Source organism: Streptomyces azureus (assembly GCF_001270025.1).
Classification (GTDB): Bacteria; Actinomycetota; Actinomycetes; order Streptomycetales; family Streptomycetaceae; genus Streptomyces; species Streptomyces azureus.
The window spans coordinates 54,907-72,264 of sequence record NZ_DF968243.1 but is presented as its reverse complement, the minus strand read 5'-3'; the positions used below and the strand labels follow the sequence as shown (position 1 = coordinate 72,264).

General features: G+C 70.9%; 14 protein-coding genes. 10 read left to right on the top strand and 4 right to left on the bottom strand.

What is annotated here, in order from left to right; translation table 11 throughout:
• Positions 1-49 precede the first annotated feature (49 nt).
• On the top strand, positions 50-1,039 hold the full coding sequence (locus AOQ53_RS12440; protein ID WP_059417087.1) for an NAD(P)H-quinone oxidoreductase: 990 nt from the start codon (positions 50-52) through the stop codon (positions 1,037-1,039).
• Positions 1,040-1,070: 31 nt separating this feature from the next.
• Here the strand turns inward: AOQ53_RS12440 and AOQ53_RS12435 are convergent, their stop codons facing one another.
• Positions 1,071-1,565 carry a hypothetical protein gene (locus AOQ53_RS12435; protein WP_236711670.1) on the bottom strand — a complete coding sequence of 165 codons (495 nt, stop codon included), beginning with the start codon at positions 1,563-1,565 and terminating at the stop codon, positions 1,071-1,073.
• Positions 1,566-1,819: 254 nt separating this feature from the next.
• On the opposite strand from AOQ53_RS12435, the gene AOQ53_RS12430 reads away from it, so the two are divergent.
• Positions 1,820-2,362 carry a bacterial proteasome activator family protein gene (locus AOQ53_RS12430; protein ID WP_059417085.1) on the top strand — a complete coding sequence of 181 codons (543 nt, stop codon included), beginning with the start codon at positions 1,820-1,822 and terminating at the stop codon, positions 2,360-2,362.
• Between the two features lie 85 nt (positions 2,363-2,447).
• Here the strand turns inward: AOQ53_RS12430 and AOQ53_RS12425 are convergent, their stop codons facing one another.
• Positions 2,448-4,094, bottom strand: a complete 1,647-nt coding sequence (locus AOQ53_RS12425; RefSeq protein WP_059417084.1) for a Stk1 family PASTA domain-containing Ser/Thr kinase — start codon at positions 4,092-4,094, stop codon at positions 2,448-2,450.
• Between the two features lie 354 nt (positions 4,095-4,448).
• Between AOQ53_RS12425 and AOQ53_RS12420 the strand changes: the two genes are divergently transcribed.
• The 6 genes from AOQ53_RS12420 to AOQ53_RS12395 all read left to right on the top strand — a co-directional run bounded on the left by AOQ53_RS12420 (position 4,449) and on the right by AOQ53_RS12395 (position 13,384).
• Entirely contained in the window at positions 4,449-6,038 is a 1,590-nt protein-coding gene (locus AOQ53_RS12420; protein WP_059417083.1) for a protein kinase domain-containing protein, read from the top strand.
• A 413-nt stretch (positions 6,039-6,451) separates the two neighbouring features.
• Positions 6,452-7,654, top strand: a complete 1,203-nt coding sequence (gene pdhA, locus AOQ53_RS12415; protein WP_059417082.1) for a pyruvate dehydrogenase (acetyl-transferring) E1 component subunit alpha — start codon at positions 6,452-6,454, stop codon at positions 7,652-7,654.
• A 1-nt stretch (position 7,655) separates the two neighbouring features.
• Entirely contained in the window at positions 7,656-8,633 is a 978-nt protein-coding gene (locus AOQ53_RS12410; RefSeq protein ID WP_059417081.1) for an alpha-ketoacid dehydrogenase subunit beta, read from the top strand.
• A gap of 9 nt (positions 8,634-8,642) precedes the next feature.
• Positions 8,643-10,049: a dihydrolipoamide acetyltransferase family protein gene (locus AOQ53_RS12405; RefSeq protein ID WP_059417080.1), complete on the top strand. Its 1,407-nt coding sequence runs from the start codon at positions 8,643-8,645 to the stop codon at positions 10,047-10,049.
• 248 nt (positions 10,050-10,297) lie between these two features.
• Complete coding sequence (locus tag AOQ53_RS12400; protein ID WP_059417079.1) at positions 10,298-12,532, top strand: glycoside hydrolase domain-containing protein; 2,235 nt, start codon at positions 10,298-10,300, stop codon at positions 12,530-12,532.
• A 57-nt stretch (positions 12,533-12,589) separates the two neighbouring features.
• Positions 12,590-13,384, top strand: coding sequence for a twin-arginine translocation signal domain-containing protein (locus AOQ53_RS12395; RefSeq protein WP_078945281.1), 795 nt, complete (start codon positions 12,590-12,592; stop codon positions 13,382-13,384).
• 66 nt (positions 13,385-13,450) lie between these two features.
• Here the strand turns inward: AOQ53_RS12395 and AOQ53_RS12390 are convergent, their stop codons facing one another.
• Entirely contained in the window at positions 13,451-14,350 is a 900-nt protein-coding gene (locus tag AOQ53_RS12390; protein ID WP_059417078.1) for a D-alanyl-D-alanine carboxypeptidase family protein, read from the bottom strand.
• Positions 14,351-14,559: 209 nt separating this feature from the next.
• Here AOQ53_RS12390 and AOQ53_RS12385 point away from each other — a divergent pair, with 209 nt between their 5' ends.
• Both AOQ53_RS12385 and AOQ53_RS12380 read left to right on the top strand, forming a co-directional pair.
• On the top strand, positions 14,560-15,210 hold the full coding sequence (locus tag AOQ53_RS12385; protein WP_059417077.1) for a GntR family transcriptional regulator: 651 nt from the start codon (positions 14,560-14,562) through the stop codon (positions 15,208-15,210).
• Complete coding sequence (locus AOQ53_RS12380) at positions 15,207-16,505, top strand: MFS transporter (protein ID WP_059417076.1); 1,299 nt, start codon at positions 15,207-15,209, stop codon at positions 16,503-16,505. Before AOQ53_RS12385 ends, AOQ53_RS12380 begins: the two co-directional genes overlap by 4 nt.
• A 1-nt stretch (position 16,506) precedes the next feature.
• Here the strand turns inward: AOQ53_RS12380 and AOQ53_RS12375 are convergent, their stop codons facing one another.
• A complete protein-coding gene (locus AOQ53_RS12375) occupies positions 16,507-17,250 on the bottom strand; it encodes a class I SAM-dependent methyltransferase (RefSeq protein WP_059417075.1) in 744 nt (247 codons plus the stop codon).
• Positions 17,251-17,358 lie beyond the last annotated feature (108 nt).

Here is a 17,358-nt window from a genome sequence, read left to right as displayed (position 1 = left end):
CGGGGGCGGAGCGGAGTCCGTCCGGCGACCGAGGGGTACCGTCCCCTTCATGTATGCGATCACGATTCCCGAACCTGGTGGGCCCGAGGCGCTGGTCTGGGACGAGGTCCCGGATCCCGCGCCCGGCGAGGGCGAGGTCCTGGTCGACGTGGCGGCCGGTGCTGTCAATCGGGCCGACATCCTGCAACGGCAGGGCTTCTACGATCCGCCGCCCGGCGCGTCCCCCTACCCCGGCCTGGAGTGCTCCGGGCGGGTCGCCGAGATCGGCCCCGGTGTCTCCGGCTGGAACGTCGGCGACGAGGTGTGCGCGCTGCTCTCCGGCGGCGGCTACGCCGAGAAGGCGGTCGTCCCGGCCGGACAGCTGCTGCCCGTGCCGCAAGGCATCGGTCTCACGCAGGCCGCGGCACTGCCCGAGGTGACCTGCACCGTCTGGTCGAACGTCTTCATGATCGCCCACCTGCGCCCGGGCGAGACTCTGCTCGTGCACGGCGGCTCCAGCGGCATCGGCACCATGGCCATCCAGCTCGCCAAGGCCGTCGGCGCGCGGGTGGCCGTCACGGCCGGTACCCAGGAGAAGCTGGACCGGTGCGCCGAACTGGGCGCCGACATCCTGGTCAACTACCGCGAGCAGGACTTCGTCGAGGAGGTCAGGAAGGCCACGGACGGCGCCGGTGCCGACGTCATCCTCGACAACATGGGCGCCAAGTACCTGGAGCGCAACGTCAGGGCGCTCGCCGTCAACGGCCGGCTCGCGATCATCGGCATGCAGGGCGGCGTCAAGGGGGAGCTGAACATCGGCGCCCTGCTCGCCAAGCGTGCCGCCATCAGCGCGACGTCCCTGCGCGCCCGGCCGCTGGAGGAGAAGGCGGCCATCGTCGCGGCCGTGCGCGAACACGTCTGGCCCCTGTTCGCCGGCGGCCACCTGCGCCCGGTCGTCGACCGCGAGCTCCCGATGCGGGACGCGGCCGCCGCGCACCGGGTCGTGGAGGAGAGCGGCCACATCGGCAAGGTGCTGCTGATCACCCCGCAGGGCGCCTGAGGTACCGGAAGACAGGCCCCGGTCGACAGGCCTAGACCCGCCGCAGTCGCAGGGCGAAGAAGGCGAGTCCGAATCCGAGGCCGATCAGCACCAGGCCGCTGCCCAGCGGCAGGATGCGCAGGACCGGCCCGACGGGGCGCTCGGCGCGCGCGGCGGCCTCCCGTACGGGCTGCTCCGTCTGCGCGGAGGGCTCGGGGACGGCTTCCCCGGGTTCCTCGGGGACGGCGGTGGCCTCACCGGTGCCCCGCTCCCGCTCGGCGTCCTCGGGCCGCCCTGGCCGCTGCCGCCCCTCGCCGGCCCGGGTCCCGGCCCGCGAGGGCTCGCCCGGGGCGGAGGGGGCGGCGAGGGCACCGCCCCCGGGGGCGTCGTCGTGCGCGAGGACGCCGTGCGCGACGACAGAGCCGTACGACTGGTCGGACTGGACAGCTCCGTACGAGGCGCCGGCCCCGTACGGTGAGACGACCGCGCCCGCCCCCAGGGCGACCACCAGTCCCGTCGCCCGCAGTGCGCGTTGCCATGGAGTCACGTTGGTGACCCCCTCCCGCCGTGCCCGGTAGGGCAAATTCGGCAAGTTCGGTCATATCGAGGCAATCAGCCTCACACCGCCCCACTCCCGCGGCACTCCGGGTTCGGCCGACAGGCGGAATCGCCGCACGAGCCGGATTCACCCTTTGGTGAGCAACCCCGGGGCCTCACCCGCACGTCTCCTCCCACACGGTGGACCAGCCTCCCGTGGGGGCACCACAGAGGGGAGGTGCAGGCGTGCGCGAGAATGGCGGCATGGAGATGCCGAGGAACGAAAGGTCGCCGGAGAACCCGCAGATCCTGGTCGTGGGCCAGGACGGCATGGCGCTCAGCGGCGGCGGAGGAGACGAGGACTCCCGCGAGACTCCCGTCACGGAACAAGTGGAGCAGCCCGCGAAGGTCATGCGGATCGGCAGCATGATCAAGCAGCTTCTGGAGGAAGTGCGCGCGGCTCCCCTGGACGAGGCCAGCCGGGTCCGGCTCAAGGAGATCCACGCCAGCTCCGTGAAGGAACTGGAGGACGGTCTGGCGCCCGAGCTGGTCGAGGAGCTGGAGCGGCTCTCCCTGCCCTTCACGGACGAGACGACCCCGAGCGACGCGGAGCTGCGCATCGCGCAGGCCCAGCTGGTCGGCTGGTTGGAGGGGCTCTTCCACGGGATCCAGACCACGCTGTTCGCCCAGCAGATGGCGGCCCGCGCCCAACTGGAGCAGATGCGCCGAGCCCTCCCGCCGGGCGTCGGCAGTGAGGGCCTCGACGAGCAGCACCCGGGCGGCCGTTCGGGCGGGCCGTACCTGTAACGCGTCCGCATCTGTAACGCATCCGCGTACCGGCCATGCGAAGGGCCCGGCAGCCGAAGCTGCCGGGCCCTTCCGCGCGGGCGGGTCAGGCCGGCGGGTTGCCGGTGGAGACGTTGAGCTCGATCTCGGGCATGTCCGTCGGGTCCACGTCGGTACCGGCGGACGGGAACTGGTTCATGACCGCGCCGTCGCCGTAGGTGTTCTCGTCAATGAAGTCGATCGACTTTTCCCAGCCGGCCGCCTGGAGGCAGGCCTTGACCGAGTCGATGTTCTTGAACTTGAAGTTGGGCATCCGGATCTTCTCGGGGTCGTTGTACGACTCCTGCGGCTCCGTGCACTCCTCGGTGTCGATCGTCTTCGACGGGTCCGGCCCGCGGTAGCCCGGCTTCTTGGCCGCCGACGTCGAGGCACTCGCGCTGCTGCCCCCGCCGCCCTGGTCGTCCTTGCTGCCGCCGCTCATCAGCAGGGCCGCGATCAGGCCGCCGACCGCGACGACGGACACCACGACCGAGCCGATGATCACCGGCTTGTTGCTCTTGCCGCCGCCCGAGGAACCCGGCGCGGTCTGCGGCGAGAGGTTGTACGGCGGCGGGGTCGACGGACCCGGCTGCGGGGAGTACGCGGCGGGGGACGGCGTCTGGTAGCCGCCCTGCTGCGGATAGCCGTAGGCCGGGGACGGCGCCGCCGGGGCGGGTGTGCCGTACGGGTTCGGGGGCGGAGTCGGCTGGTACGGCGTCTGCACCTGGCCCGAGGGCGCCGGGGCCGCTTGGTCGACCGGCGGGAACACGGCCGAGCCGACGCCCGCGCCGCTCGGGGTCTGCGCGCCCGGGACGATGCTCGGCGGGGTGGCCTGGATGGACGCCGCCACGCGCAGGCACTCGTCCCGCATGGCCTCGGCGCTCGGGAAGCGCTCGTTCGGGTTCTTCTTCAGCGCGCGGGCGATCAGCGCGTCCACGGCCGGCGGCAGCGCGCGGTTGATCGAGGACGCGACCGGCGGCTCCTCCTGCACGTGCGCGTACGCGATGGCCAGCGGCGAGTCCGCGTCGAACGGCAGCCGCCCGGTGACCAGTTGGAACAGCATGATGCCGACCGAGTACAGGTCGGAGCGGGCGTCCACACCGCGGCCGAGGGCCTGTTCCGGCGAGAGGTACTGCGGGGTGCCGACGACCATGCCGGTCTGCGTCATCGACGTCACACCGGACTGCATGGCGCGTGCGATGCCGAAGTCCATGACCTTGACCACGCCGCGCTTGGTCACCATCACGTTGCCCGGCTTGATGTCGCGGTGGACCAGGCCCATCTCGTGGCTGATCTCCAGCGCGGCGAGCACGTCCCCGGTGATCTTCAGGGCCTTGTCGGCGGGCATCGCGCCCTGCTGCCGCACGTCCCCGTCGAGCACCGAGCCGAGCGGGCGGCCCTCGACGTACTCCATGACGATGTACGGCGTCGTCATGCCGTCGAGGGTGTCCTCGCCGGTGTCGAAGACCGAGACGATGTTGGTGTGCGTGAGCTTGGCCACGGACTGGGCCTCGCGGCGGAACCGCTCGCGGAAGGCCTGTTCCCGACCGAGATCGGTGTGAAGTGTCTTGATCGCGACCTGTCGGTCGAGCACGCTGTCGTACGCGAGGTGCACCGAGGCCATGCCGCCCTGGCCGAGCAGATCACGCAGCTGATAGCGGCTATTGGCGAGCGCCCGCCCCGTGTACTGGCCCTGTGCGCCGTCCTGGCTCATGTTCCGTTTCCCCCGTAGCCCTTGAGGCGCCGCCGACTGCCGCTGATCCGCCGCTGACCGCGTTGATCCAAACCGCCATTCCCGGCCAAGTCTGCCCCAGGGCACCGACACGTCAAGCTCGGTGCCCGTTCCGTGACCGTACGCGAAGGAAGCGTCGCGGAAGCGTTACAGGGGACGTGCGCCCGGTGCACAGAATTTGCACGACAGTACGGAGTGAAGGTTTCATGACGCGTCCGTCCCGTGCCCGCCCTGGTACCCGTCTCGGACCGGCGGCTTGCGCCGAGGCTGTAGCGTGGCCGACGGAGACCGTAACAACACCGCGCGCACCGCGGGCAGAAACGACGGCGAGGACTGATGGCACAGCAGCAGCGCGCTCAGGGCCCGTCCGAACCCGAGGCGACTGGCGGCGGCATGTCGGACGCGCCGGAGTCCTGGGGTAACGGCGGGCTCGTCGGGGACGGCCGGTACCGGCTGACCGGCAGACTCGGCCGGGGCGGCATGGCCGAGGTGTTCGCAGCCGAGGACGTCCGCCTCGGGCGCACCGTAGCCGTCAAGCTGCTCCGTTCCGACCTCGCCGAGGACCCGGTGTCCAAGGCGCGCTTCACGCGCGAGGCCCAGTCGGTCGCCGGCCTCAACCACCACGCGATCGTCGCCGTGTACGACTCCGGCGAGGATGTCGTCGGCGGCCAGTCCGTGCCCTACATCGTCATGGAGCTGGTCGAGGGCCGCACGATCCGCGACCTGCTGCTGAACGCCGAGGCGCCGGGCCCCGAGCAGGCCCTGATCATCGTCTCGGGCGTCCTGGAGGCGCTCGCCTATTCGCACCAGCACGGCATCGTGCACCGCGACATCAAGCCGGCCAACGTCATCATCACGCACAGCGGCGCCGTGAAGGTGATGGACTTCGGCATCGCCCGCGCCCTGCACGGCGCGCAGTCCACGATGACGCAGACCGGCATGGTCATGGGCACCCCCCAGTACCTGTCCCCCGAGCAGGCGCTCGGCAAGGCCGTCGACCACCGCTCCGACCTGTACGCCACGGGCTGCCTGCTCTACGAACTGCTCTCGCTGCGCCCGCCGTTCACCGGCGAGACCCCGCTGTCGGTGGTCTACCAGCACGTCCAGGACATCCCGACGCCTCCCTCCGAGGCCTCCGACGCCTGCCCGCCCGAGCTCGACGGCCTGGTCATGCGCTCCCTCGCCAAGGAGCCGGACGACCGTTTCCAGACAGCCGAGGAGATGCGCGGGCTGGTCCAGTACGCGCTCCAGATGCTCTACGACCAGGGCGGCCACACCGGCACCTGGAACACCGGCCCGGTCGACATGCACGAGGGCCGGCACACCCCCTCGGGCGGCTTCGCCAGTACGGCCGTGATGGGCCACCCCGGGGATCCCTCCGGCACCGCGCAGATCCCGTCGCCGATCCTGCCCGCCGGCTACGGCGGCGGGGACGACGGCGGCTTCGAGGGCCACGGCAACAAGGGCGGCGGACGCGGCAAGCTGTGGATCCTCGCCGTGCTCGCGGTGATCGCCGTCGCCGTGGGCGTCGCGCTGGCACTGAAGACGACGGGCAACGGAAACGATGGTCCCGACGTCAAGGAGTCGCCGACCACCTCGCAGACGACCGAGGAGAAGACGCCCAGCGAGACGCCGAGCGAAGAGGTGACCGACGAGCCGACCGACACGTCCACGGACGACGGCACCGGCACGAGTTCCGGCGGCGGCGAGTGGACACCGTCGTACACGCCGTCCTACACGCCGTCGCAGAGCGCTCCCGAGTCGCCCACCGGCCAGCCGACGGACCAGCCGACCTCGCAGGAGCCGACCGACGAGCCCACGGACCCGGAGCCCTCGGACCCGGCGACGCCGCCGGACGACACGGGCGGCACCGACGCGGGCGGCGCGACCGGTGCCGTCGCAGGCGCGGGCGGCGAGGGCGGCTGACCCGAGACCGGCTCCTTGACCGGACCGGAACAAAACGGATGATCCACGCGCGCGTGGGACCCGGAAACGGGCCCCACGCGCGCGTGCCGTTTCGCCGCGCCGGAAAGTGGACTCTTCCCGTGACCTGGGTCACCGGGTTAACGTGCGGTTGCTCCGGCCTCCTGCAAGGCTGTGACCAGGGCCCCTTCCACGCCTTCCCGATTTACTTGGATATCCAAGCAAAATCGCAGGTCAGAAGGGGTTTCACAGAAATGTGATGCACTGGGTAACGTGCCTTTTGCAGGGCGCTCGCCGGGGCACCTGTCCCGCCTGTTCCCGGTCGAGTGGCACCCACCCCGTGCCCGGTGGTCGGAACAGGTGAGCCGCACTGGCCTACCGGCAACCCCGGGGGCCGGACCGACGGAGGAGCACACGTGACCGTGGAGAGCACTGCCGCGCGCACACCGCGACGCAGCGCCGGAAGCAAGGCCGGCACCACCGGCACCAAGCGCACCACTCGCACGACCGCCAAGAAGGACGCCGGCGCGAAGGGCACCGAGCCCCAGCTCGTGCAGCTGCTGACGCCCGAAGGCAAGCGCGTCAAGAACGCCGAGTTCGACAAGTACGTCGCCGGTGTCACCCCGGACGAGCTCCGCGGCCTGTACCGAGACATGGTGCTCACCCGCCGCTTCGACGCCGAGGCGACCTCCCTCCAGCGCCAGGGCGAGCTGGGCCTGTGGGCCTCGCTGCTCGGCCAGGAGGCCGCCCAGATCGGCTCCGGCCGGGCCCTGCGCGACGACGACTACGTCTTCCCCACCTACCGGGAGCACGGCGTCGCCTGGTGCCGCGGCGTGGACCCGACCAACCTGCTCGGGATGTTCCGCGGCGTGAACAACGGCGGCTGGGACCCCAACGGCAACAACTTCCAGCTCTACACGATCGTCATCGGCTCCCAGACGCTGCACGCCACCGGCTACGCCATGGGCATCGCCAAGGACGGCGCGGACAGCGCGGTGATCGCCTACTTCGGCGACGGCGCCTCCAGCCAGGGCGACGTGGCCGAGTCGTTCACCTTCTCCGCGGTCTACAACGCCCCCGTCGTGTTCTTCTGCCAGAACAACCAGTGGGCCATCTCCGAGCCGACCGAGAAGCAGTCCCGCGTCCCGATCTACCAGCGCGCGCAGGGCTTCGGCTTCCCGGGCGTCCGTGTGGACGGCAACGACGTGCTCGGCTGCCTCGCGGTCACCCGGTGGGCCCTGGAGCGGGCGCGCGCCGGCGAGGGCCCGACCCTCGTCGAGGCGTTCACCTACCGCATGGGCGCCCACACCACCTCCGACGACCCGACCCGGTACCGGGGCGACGAGGAGCGCCAGGCCTGGGAGGCCAAGGACCCGATCCTGCGCCTGCGCCGCTACCTGGAGGCGTCAAACCACGCGGACGAGGGGTTCTTCGCGGAACTGGAGGCCGAGTCCGAGGCGTTGGGCAAGCGAGTGCGCGAGGCGGTCCGAGCCATGCCGGACCCGGACCACTTCGCCATCTTCGAGAACGTCTACGCGGACGGACACGCCCTCGTCGACGAGGAGCGAGCCCAGTTCGCCGCGTACCAGGCGTCGTTCGCCGATGAGGGGGGTAACTGAGATGGCCGACAAGATGGCTCTGGCCAAGGCGATCAACGAGTCGCTGCGCCGCGCCCTGGACTCCGACCCCAAGGTCCTGATCATGGGCGAGGACGTCGGCAAGCTCGGTGGCGTCTTCCGCGTGACGGACGGCCTCCAGAAGGACTTCGGCGAGAGCCGCGTCATCGACACCCCGCTCGCCGAGTCGGGCATCGTCGGCACGGCGATCGGCCTGGCCCTGCGCGGCTACCGCCCGGTGGTGGAGATCCAGTTCGACGGCTTCGTCTTCCCGGCCTACGACCAGATCGTCACGCAGCTCGCCAAGATGCACGCCCGCTCGCTGGGCAAGGTCAAGCTCCCGGTCGTCGTCCGCATCCCCTACGGCGGCGGTATCGGCGCGGTGGAGCACCACTCGGAGTCCCCCGAGTCGCTCTTCGCGCACGTGGCGGGTCTGAAGATCGTCAGCCCCTCGAACGCGTCGGACGCCTACTGGATGATGCAGCAGGCCATCCAGAGCGACGACCCGGTGATCTTCTTCGAGCCCAAGCGCCGCTACTGGGACAAGGGCGAGGTCAACACGGAGGCGATCCCGGGCCCGCTGCACAAGGCCCAGGTGGTCCGCGAGGGCACCGACCTCACCCTCGCCGCCTACGGCCCGATGGTGAAGCTCTGCCAGGAGGTCGCCGACGCGGCCGCCGAGGAGGGCAGGCACCTGGAGGTCCTCGACCTGCGCTCGGTCTCCCCGATCGACTTCGACTCGATCCAGGCGTCGGTGGAGAAGACCCGCCGCCTGGTCGTCGTCCACGAGGCACCGGTGTTCTTCGGCTCGGGCGCGGAGATCGCCGCGCGGATCACGGAGCGCTGCTTCTACCACCTGGAGGCCCCGGTGCTCCGGGTCGGCGGCTACCACGCGCCGTACCCGCCGGCCCGCCTGGAGGAGGAGTACCTGCCGAACCTGGACCGGGTGCTGGATGCCGTCGACCGCTCGCTGGCGTACTGAGGAGAGGTCGTGACGACGATGACGGAAGCGTCCGTGCGCGAGTTCAAGATGCCCGACGTGGGCGAGGGACTCACCGAGGCCGAGATCCTCAAGTGGTACGTCCAGCCCGGTGACACGGTCACGGACGGCCAGGTGGTGTGCGAGGTCGAGACGGCGAAGGCGGCCGTCGAGCTGCCCATCCCGTACGACGGCGTGGTCCGTGAGCTGCACTTCCCCGAGGGCACCACGGTCGACGTGGGCACGGCGATCATCGCCGTGGACGTGAGCGGAGGGACCGCGCCCCCGCCCCAGCCCGCCTCCGAGCAGCCTTCGGCGCCCCCGCCCGCGGAGGAGCCGAAGGCGGAGGGCTCCGGCCGCCAGCCGGTCCTGGTCGGCTACGGGGTGGCGACGTCCTCCACCCGCCGCCGCCCTCGCAAGGGCCCTGAGGTCCCGGTCCAGCAGGCCTCGACGGCGATCCAGACGGAGCTGAACGGCCACGGGGCGGCGCCCCCGGCCGCCCCCGCCGTCAAGGAACGCCCCCTCGCCAAGCCTCCGGTCCGCAAGCTGGCCAAGGACCTGGGCGTCGATCTGACGACGGTCGTCCCGACCGGCCCGGACGGCATCATCACCCGCGAGGACGTGCACGCGGCGGTGGCCCGGACCCAGGCACCGCAGCAGGAGGCCCCCGTGGCCGCCGCCCCGGCACCCGCGCAGACGGCGGTGTCGTACGACACCACCCGCGAGACTCGTATCCCGGTCAAGGGCGTCCGCAAGGCGACGGCGGCGGCGATGGTCGGCTCGGCGTTCACCGCGCCGCATGTGACGGAGTTCGTGACCGTCGACGTGACGCGCACGATGAAGCTGGTCGAGGAGCTGAAGGAGGACAAGGAGTTCACGGGCCTGCGCGTGAACCCCCTCCTGCTGATCGCCAAGGCACTGCTCGTCGCGATCAAGCGGAACCCGGACGTCAACGCGTCCTGGGACGAGGCGGCCCAGGAGATCGTGGTCAAGCACTACGTGAACCTGGGCATCGCGGCCGCGACCCCGCGTGGCCTGATCGTGCCGAACATCAAGGACGCCCACGCCAAGACGCTGCCGCAGCTGGCCGAGTCGCTGGGCGAGCTGGTGTCGACCGCCAGGGACGGCAAGACGTCCCCGGCGGCCATGCAGGGCGGCACGGTGACGATCACCAACGTCGGCGTCTTCGGCGTCGACACGGGCACGCCGATCCTCAACCCAGGCGAGTCCGCGATCCTCGCGGTCGGTGCGATCAAGCCCCAGCCGTGGGTGCACAAGGGCAAGGTGAAGCCCCGCCAGGTCACCACGCTGGCCCTGTCGTTCGACCACCGGCTGGTCGACGGCGAGCTGGGCTCGAAGGTCCTGGCGGACGTGGCGGCGATCCTGGAGCAGCCGAAGCGCCTGATCACCTGGGCGTGAAGCGACCGCGGCGGCCCCCTGCCCCCGGGCGGAGGGGCCGCCGGCGTCTGCCGGCGGGGTTAACCAGCAGTTCTCCGAGGGGCACAAAAGTCTCCTCGAACCCTTCCAAGTACCGCACAGTAAGCGGTTTAACCGGACATACGATCACCCTCACCACGAGATCGATCATTTGTCCGGCGTCAGGGGGGGGAGTCCGGTTCCAGGGCTGCGACGGGCTCGATCACTCCTTGAAAGTGAGTCAACCCCCCATGCGCGACGCGATGGTGCTCAAAGCCCAGAGATTCGTGAACTCCGTCTACGCCAGCCGTATCGGCATGACCGTGGAGGAGACCGGCGAGGCCGACTGGTCGACGCTGTACGCCCTGACCCGTGCCCTGCAGTACGAACTGGGCATCACGGCCCTGTCCGACAGCTTCGGGCCCACTACCCTCTCCACCCTGACCGACAAGTACCCCAAGCTCAACGCGGACACCGTCCCCTCCCCCGACTTCTGCCGCATCATCCAGGCAGGCCTGTACTGCAAGGGTTACGACGGCGGCGACCTGGACGGCACGTACAGCGAGCGGGTCCAGGCGGCCGTCACGAAGCTGAAGACGGACATGGGCGTCGAACAGGCCTTCCCCGGTGCCGATCTGACGCCCAAGGTGTTCAAAGCACTGCTGACGATGGACTCGTACGTCCTCGGCGGCTCCGGCACCCAGCAGGTCCGTGACGTCCAGCGGTGGCTCAACGGGCGGTATCTCAACCGCCAGGACTTCTTCGTCATCGCCTGCGACGGGCGCGTGACCCGGGACACGACCCGGGCGGTGGTGTTCGGCGTGCAGTACGAGGTCGGCATGGCGGACGGCACCGCCAACGGCAACTTCGGCCCCGGCACTCAGTCGGCCCTGAAATCGCACCCGGTGAAGCAGGGCGACAAGGGCGTCTACGTCCAGCTGTTCTCCGCCGGAATGGTCGTCAACCAGCGGCCCGCCGCCCTCACCGACACCTTCGACTCCGCCCTCGCCGCGGCCGTCCGGGCCTTCCAGACCTTCGTGGCGCTCCCGGCCACGGGCGACGGCGACTTCTCCACCTTCGCCTCCCTCCTGGCCTCCTACGGCGACCAGTCGCGCCCGGGCCAGGCCTGCGACACCATCGCGAAGGTCACCCCGGCACGTGCCGCGACGCTCAAGGCGGCCGGCATCAAGTACGTCGGCCGCTACCTCACCAACCCGAGCGCCAAGTCCCTGCCGGAGAAGGCCATCCAGCCGGGCGAGCTGGCGACCATCGCACAGAACGGCCTGCGCTGTTTCCCGATCTACCAGACCGTCAACAACGACGCAGGCGACTTCGACTACGTCGCCGGCCGGACCGCCGGGTACGCGGCGGTCAACGCCGCCCTCGATCACGGCTTCAAGAAGGGCACCCGGATCTTCTTCGCCGTCGACTTCGACGCGATCGACGCCGAGATCTCCGCGAACGTCCTGCCCCATTTCAAGGGCATCAAGGAGGCGATGGCCGACTCCGGACACCCGTACGAGATCGGTGTCTACGGCTCCCGCAACGTGTGCGCGCGGGTCGGCGCGGCCGGTTACTCGACGGCGAGCTTCGTGGCGGACATGTCGTCGGGTTTCGAGGGCAACGCCGGGCACCCGCTGCCGAAGGACTGGGCCTACGATCAGATCGTCATCCGCCCGCTCGGCTCCGGCGGCGGACAGCTGGAGGTCGACATCGACATCGCCTCCGGGCGTGACACCGGGCAGGGCTCGTTCAACCGGCCGCGGCCCGCTGTCCCGGACGTCGCCTTCGACGCACGCCAGGTGCCGCCGCTGCGGGCCGACCTCGCGCGTTACATGCAGTCGATCGGGCGCCCGGACATCGGCGGCATCGGCGGCGACGCGCGGCTCTACACGAACGCTCAGACCGTCGAGGCCATCCAGGACCAGGACGAGCTGATCACCGAGCTGTCGCACACGTACAAGATGCGCAAGGCGCTGATCCAGACGGCCGTCTACTGGGCCATGCGCGACTACAGCCTCGCCGACCAGGCCACCGACCAGCAGGTCGCCGACCACCACCTCTCGGGCTCCGGCTCCGTGAAGGACTCGCACACCGGCATCGGCGAGATCAGCGCGACCGACGCCATCCAGGCCTGGAACCACTGCGTCGGCTGGGGTTTCACCACCGGTGACCGGCGCGATCCGGCCAAGGACGCCGACGTCTGGGCCGTGTGGCAGCAGCTGAACAAGGACAACGCGTTCAGCGTGCGCACCGCGGCCCTGCTCCACCTGTGGGGCGCCCGGGGCAGGCCCGGCGGCCAGCTGCCCCCCGGCGACCGCGTCACCACCCCGCGGACCATGCGCCTCGACCTCGCCGAGTTCGAGATCACCGAACTCCTGCGCCGCTACCGGGCCTGGGACCCCGACGTGGAGTCCCAGACGCACCAGAGCATGGCCGTCTACCAGATCTTCGAGAAGTACAACAGCATCCTCCGCAACGCCTGAGCGCGTGTTCGCAGAGATCTTCAGGAAGAGACTCCGTTGAAGCTCAACCTCCCCCGCGTGACCCGCAGAGATCCCGAGTCCGGCGGCTCGCACCGCCGCGGTCTGTCCCGCCGCGCCCTGCTCGCCCGTGTCGCCGCCGTCGGCGGTGCCGTGGGCGTCGCCGCCCTGCCCGTCTCGCACTTCCTGTCCCAGGCGTACGCCGACGCGCACAACCCCATCCCGGGCCGCGTACGGGACGCCCTGCGCAGCGCGCAGGACCGGACCCGGCGCGTGCTGGCCGGTTCGCGCTCCCACAACGGCTGGGAGATGGAGAACGTCGCGGACGACGGCGGCACCGTCTACACCCGTCCCGTGCCCGGTACCCCGCTCACGGGCATCGCCGTCCGCATGGGCGACGTGGAGACCGTCCTCGTCCACCTGGTGCGCCGGTTCCACTACGAGGTCGACCGGCTGCGCCGGGGCGACGTCGTCGGCTGGCACGACCCGTCCGGCGTCGGCAAGGGCCGCCCGGAGTCCAACCTGGCGTCCGGCACGGCGGTGCGGATCCGGCCGGGCTTCTACCCGCGCGGCGCCCGGGGCGGCTTCTTCCCGCAGCAGGAGGTCGTGATCCGCGACATTCTCGCCGAGCTCGGCGGCGTCGTCCGCTGGGGCGGCGACGACCCCACGCCCGACGAGTCGCTGTTCTCCATCGACGTACGGCCCGGCGACAAGCGGCTGGCCCAGGTCGCGGCGCGGATCCGCGGCTGGCAACTGGAGCCGGGAGCCGGTGCGGGCTCCCCGGTGAACGTACTGGCGGGCAGTCGGCGCAAGGCGGCCAGGGCGCTGGAGCGTCGGCAGCGGACCGCTGCGTGACGAGTGGAAGGGGGGCTCACCGCCATCGGCGGTGAGCCCCCCTTCGTGGCGCCCGTCCTGCTTGTGTTACTTCGCGAACCCGTAGTTCAGGAGCTTCGTCGCGTCCGACTTCCGCGTGGTCCCGTCGGTCGAGGCGAGGACCGTGCCGATGACCGTCTTGCCGTTCCGGGTGGCGGCGAAGACCAGGCAGTACTTGGCCTCCGGGCCGGAACCGGTCTTCACGCCGATCGCGCCGGAGTAACTCGAGAGCAGCGGGTTGGTGTTCTCCCACGGGGCCATCGTCCGCGTGCCGCCGGACTTGGTGGTCGTCTTCGCCGTGTACTTCTTCGTCTTGACGACCGTGCGGAACGTGGAGTTCTTCATGGCGCTGCTGGCGATCTTCGTCAGGTCGCGCGGCGTGGAGTAGTTGGCGCCCTTGCCGATGCCGTCGAACGAGTCGAAGTGGGTGTTCTTCAGACCCAGGTCCTTGGCGGTGGTGTTCATCTTGCCGATGAACGACTTCACGCGCGCCGCCCGCGTCGAGCCCGAGCCGAACTTGTCGGCGAGCGCGTACGCCGCGTCGCAGCCGGACGGCAGCATCAGCCCGTACAGCAGCTGGCGGACGGTGACCTTGTCGCCGACGATCAGCTTGGCGTTCGACGCCCAGTTGTTGTCGACGATGTAGTCGCTGTACGCCTTCTGGACCGTGACCTTGCTGTCCAGGTTGAGCTTCGGCTGCTTCAGCACCACCAGGGCCGTCATGATCTTGGTGGTCGAGCCGGTGGAGCGGCGCGTGTCGGCCGCCTTGGTGTACAGCGACTTGCCGGTCGCGTTGTTCATCACGTAGCCGCCCTTGGCGGCGATCGAGGGCGCCGTGGCGGCCTGCGCCGGCGCGACGGTGAGAGCTCCGGTCGCGAGCATGGCGCCGGTGGTCACGGCGACGGCCGCGGCTCTGCGGAGACGGGTGCCCTGAATGCCGGTTATCAAGTGAAGTACCCCGATTACGTTGAATGCCCCATCGGTGCGGCCGAATTGAGGACGACGGGAAAGGGGGCCGCACGTGTCTCACTCGTAACTAGCACACGTGGTGGTGTCCTTGCCGAGCGGGACCCCCGCTTTGCCGCAGATGTGTGACATTCGAGTCCGCATACTGGACGAATGCATCCATGCGTACCTGTTGTATCTATGCTGTCGGCATGACCTTGGCCGTGAAGCAACCTCCCGCCGCCGACCGCGTCTACGCCCACGTCAAGCAGGGCGTCCTGGAACGCCGTTACGAGGGCGGGACCCTCCTCACCGAGGGCGAGCTCGCCGAGGCCGTCGGGGTCTCGCGCACTCCGGTGCGTGAGGCGCTGCTCCGGCTGGAGGCCGAAGGGCTGATCCGGCTCTACCCGAAGAAGGGCGCCCTCGTCCTGCCGGTCTCCGCGCAGGAGATCGCCGATGTCGTCGAGACCCGGCTGCTCGTCGAGGAGCACGCGGCGCGCAAGGCCGTGCCCGCGCCCGCCGGGCTCATCGAGCGCCTTGAGGAACTGCTGGCCCGGCAGAAGAAGCAGGCCGCCGCCGGAGACCTCGCGGGCGCCGCCGTCACCGACCGCTGTTTCCACGCCGAGATCGTCCGCAGCGGCGGCAACGAGATCCTCTCCCGGCTCTACGACCAGCTGCGCGACCGCCAGCTGCGGATGGGTGTCGCCGTCATGCACTCCCACCCCGACCGGATCGCCAAGACCCTCGCCGAGCACGAGGAGATCCTCGACGCGCTGCGTGCCGGGGACGCCGAGGCGGCCGTCGGGCTGGTCCACCGGCACGTCGGCTGGTTCTCGGACCTGGCCCGGGGGGAGGTCCGATGAGCAGCACGCTGCCGGGCGATCCTCCGGGCGGCCGGCGCGCACTGGCGGTCTGGGGCATCGGCGTCTCGGTCTACTTCGTCGCGGTCATCTTCCGCACGTCCCTGGGCGTCGCCGGCCTCGACGCCGCCGACCGCTTCCACGTCAACGCCTCCGCGCTGTCCACCTTCTCCATCCTCCAGCTGCTGGTCTACGCGGGCATGCAGATACCCGTCGGCCTGCTCGTCGACCGGCTCGGCACCAAGAAGGTGCTGGCCCTCGGGGCGGTGCTGTTCACGGCCGGGCAGCTGGGCTTCGCGTTCTCCCCGTCGTACGGCATGGCACTCGCCTCCCGGGCGCTGCTCGGCTGCGGTGACGCGCTGACCTTCATCAGCGTGCTGCGGCTGGGCGGCCGGTGGTTCCCGGCCCGGCGCGGGCCGCTCGTCGCCCAGTTCGCGGGGCTGGTGGGCATGGCGGGCAACCTCGTCTCCACGCTCGTCCTGGCCCGGCTGCTGCACGGCGTCGGCTGGACGGCGGCCTTCGCGGGCAGCGCGGCCGCCGGGGCCGTGGTGTTCGTCCTGGTGCTGCTGTTCCTGAAGGACCACCCCGAGGGCCACGAGCCGGAGCCCCTCCCGCACCAGGGCGCGGCCTACGTACGACGGCAGATCGCCGCGGCCTGGCGGGAGCCGGGGACGCGGCTCGGCCTGTGGGTGCACTTCACGACCCAGTTCCCGGCGATGGTGTTCCTGCTGCTGTGGGGCCTGCCGTTCCTCGTCGAGGCCCAGGGACTGTCCCGGGCCACGGCCGGCGAACTCCTCACGCTGGTCGTGCTGTCGAACATGGTCGTCGGCCTGGTCTACGGCCAGATCGTCGCCCGGCACCACGGGGCGCGGCTGCCGCTCGCGCTCGGCACGGTCGGGACGACGGCGGCCCTGTGGGCGGCGACGCTGGCCTACCCCGGCCCGCACGCCCCGATGTGGCTGCTGATCGTGCTGTGCACGGTCCTCGGGGCATGCGGGCCCGCGTCGATGCTCGGCTTCGACTTCGCCCGCCCGGCGAACCCGCCCGAGCGGCAGGGCACGGCCTCCGGCATCACCAACATGGGCGGCTTCGTGGCCTCCATGACCACGCTGTTCGCGATCGGGGTGCTGCTGGACGCCACCGGCGACGACTACACCGTGGCCTTCTCGGTGGTGTTCGTACTCCAGGCGCTCGGGGTCGCGCAGATCCTGCGGCTGCGCAAGCAGGCGGCCCGGCGCGAGCGGGAGCGGCTGGTGGCGAGCCGGGTGGAGACGGTGCACGTCCCGGCACAGGCGTAGATCAACGGGCCACCACCGGTACCAGGGTGAGGTACGCGAGCCCGAGGACGCCGCGGTAGGTGAGCCAGGCGGCTCGGTGCCGGTCGGCGCGCTCCCGGGTCTCGGCGGTCAGGGGGTGGCCGGGGTGCCGGGCGAGCCACACCTCGGTGTCCGCGAGGTACGCCGACTCGAACTCCTCCCATTCGTCGAGGCTCGCGGTCTCCGTCCACTCCGGCCGGAACCCCGCGTCGACGGCCAGGCCGACGAGGGTCGCGAGGTCGGGGTGGTCGGTGGCTTTCGCGTCCGGCCACATGCGGGACAGTTCGGCCTCGGTCGGGGTGCGGTGCCAGAAGCCTTCGCCCAGGAGGACGCGGCCGTGGTCGGAGACGAGCCTGCGCAGTTCGCCGAGGGCTTGGGGCAGTTGGCTGCCGAGTGCCTGGCTCGCGCCGACGCACAGGACGAGGTCGGCTGGGCCGTGGGGGGTTCCGGTGGCCGACTCTTCGAGGAAACGGGCTCGGGCCGTGAGGCCTCGTGCCTCGGCGGCTTGTCGGCCGCGGGCCAGGTCCTCGGCGTTGATGTCGATGCCGGTGCCGGTCGCCTCCGGGGTGGCGGTCAGGACGCGGAGCATCAGCTCGCCCCAGCCGCAGCCGATGTCGAGGACGGTTGTGGGGGTGTTGCCGGCTAGGCGCGTCACGAGTTGGTCGGCCCGTGCTCCGGACAGCGGGCCGTGGAAAGTGAGGCGTGTGTGGCGGGGCGGGGTGGTCATGCGCAGGGACGGTACGTGGGGTGGTGGGCGGGCGGCATGGGGATTTTGCGGCACGGGCCGTTGGTGCTGGGGGCGGGTGGGTGCGCAGCTCGGCGCGGCGAGGTGCCG

Excerpts from the sequence above, each read along its gene's own strand:
- AOQ53_RS12400 (WP_059417079.1), top strand. The coding sequence starts at position 10,298 with ATGCGCGACGCGATGGTGCTCAAAGCCCAGAGATTCGTGAACTCCGTC.
- AOQ53_RS12425 (WP_059417084.1), bottom strand. The coding sequence starts at position 4,094 with ATGAGCCAGGACGGCGCACAGGGCCAGTACACGGGGCGGGCGCTCGCC.
- AOQ53_RS12440 (WP_059417087.1), top strand. The coding sequence starts at position 50 with ATGTATGCGATCACGATTCCCGAACCTGGTGGGCCCGAGGCGCTGGTC.
- AOQ53_RS12420 (WP_059417083.1), top strand. The coding sequence starts at position 4,449 with ATGGCACAGCAGCAGCGCGCTCAGGGCCCGTCCGAACCCGAGGCGACT.
- AOQ53_RS12385 (WP_059417077.1), top strand. The coding sequence starts at position 14,560 with ATGACCTTGGCCGTGAAGCAACCTCCCGCCGCCGACCGCGTCTACGCC.
- AOQ53_RS12380 (WP_059417076.1), top strand. The coding sequence starts at position 15,207 with ATGAGCAGCACGCTGCCGGGCGATCCTCCGGGCGGCCGGCGCGCACTG.
- AOQ53_RS12375 (WP_059417075.1), bottom strand. The coding sequence starts at position 17,250 with ATGACCACCCCGCCCCGCCACACACGCCTCACTTTCCACGGCCCGCTG.
- AOQ53_RS12430 (WP_059417085.1), top strand. The coding sequence starts at position 1,820 with ATGGAGATGCCGAGGAACGAAAGGTCGCCGGAGAACCCGCAGATCCTG.
- AOQ53_RS12410 (WP_059417081.1), top strand. The coding sequence starts at position 7,656 with ATGGCCGACAAGATGGCTCTGGCCAAGGCGATCAACGAGTCGCTGCGC.